Origin of the sequence: Aeromonas sp. 604176, from assembly GCF_049170755.1 — a bacterium.
Lineage (GTDB): Bacteria > Pseudomonadota > Gammaproteobacteria > Enterobacterales > Aeromonadaceae > Aeromonas > Aeromonas veronii_A.
The window spans coordinates 1-1,299 of the sequence record NZ_JAAKNE010000256.1 but is presented as its reverse complement, the minus strand read 5'-3'; the positions used below and the strand labels follow the sequence as shown (position 1 = coordinate 1,299).

The 1,299-nt window shown below is 60.0% G+C and carries 1 protein-coding gene; it reads right to left on the bottom strand.

From position 1 onward, the window contains the following. Positions 1 to 145: 145 nt before the first annotated feature. Entirely contained in the window at positions 146 to 1,291 is a 1,146-nt protein-coding gene (gene argE, locus G5358_RS21150; protein ID WP_421172487.1) for an acetylornithine deacetylase, read from the bottom strand. Between the last annotated feature and the right edge of the window lie 8 nt (positions 1,292 to 1,299).

Genomic DNA, 1,299 nt, shown 5'->3' with positions numbered 1-1,299 from the left:
CGTCATCTTAGGGTGACAATCTACCCAGATTGTCTGCGCAAGGTCAAATAACAGGCCGATTCAGAACATGTATTTCCATCACCACTCCACAACCGGCTTGTTATGTAACTTACTTACAGTTTTTACGCCCCTTTCACCGCTGCCGCTACAGGCAAAAACGTCTGATCAGGTGCTGCAACACTGAGGTGGTTGGCTTGACGAAAGACAGGTCCAGATACTCATCCGGCTGGTGCGCCTGGGTGATATGACCGGGGCCCATCACTATGGTCTGGCAGCCAAGCTGCTGGATAAACGGCGCCTCGGTGCAGTAGTTGACCGACTCGGCGGCGCGACCGCTCGCCTTCTCAGCTTCGCGCACCAGCACAGAGTCGTCGGCGCAGGCGTAGGCGGGAATGGGCTCATGCAGATGCTGCAGATGCAGGCAGCCCGGCTGGTGGATCTCGATGGGAGAGAGCGCCTCTTTGAGCATCCCCATCAGCTCATCCGGCCCCACCTGCGGAGTGGGTCGCAGGTCGATATGTAGCTCGCAGCAGCCGCAGATGCGGTTCGGGCTGTCGCCGCCCTGGATGTAACCCAGGTTAAGGGTCGGCTGCGGCACGGCAAAGCGGTGGTCGGCGTAGCGATCTTTCAGATCCTGCTGCAAGCGCAGCACCTGCCCCATCGCCTTGTGCATGATCTCCATGGCGTTGACGCCGTTGGCGGGATCCGAGCTGTGACCGCTCTTGCCGGTAATGCGGATCGCCTCCGACATATGCCCCTTGTGGGCCACCACGGGCACCAGTCCGGTCGGCTCGCCAATCACGGCGTAGTCGGGTTTGAGCTCGGCCGCCGCGGCGATGGCGCGGGCCCCCGCCATGGTGGTCTCTTCGTCGGCAGTGGCGAGAATGCGCAGCGGCTTGGTCAGCTTGGTGAGGTCGATCTCTTTGAGCGCCTCGACGATAAAGGCGAAGAAGCCTTTCATGTCGATGGTGCCGAGGCCATAGAGGCGATCGCCCTCTTCCGTCACCTTGAAGGGATCCTTGCTCCAGCCCCCCTCATCGAACGGTACCGTATCTGTGTGACCCGCCAGCAGCAGACCGCCCTCCCCCTGACCGATCGTCGCCACCAGATTGAACTTGCCCGGCAGATCGGGGAGCGCCGTCACCTCGCACTGAAAACCGAGCTGACCGAACCAGTCGGCCAGCAGCCGGATCACCGCCTCATTGCTCTGATCCCACTTGGGATCCGTGCTGCTGATAGAGGGAATCGCAATAATATTCTTATAAAGTGAAAAAAAATCCAGATTGGCCATCAGCTCCT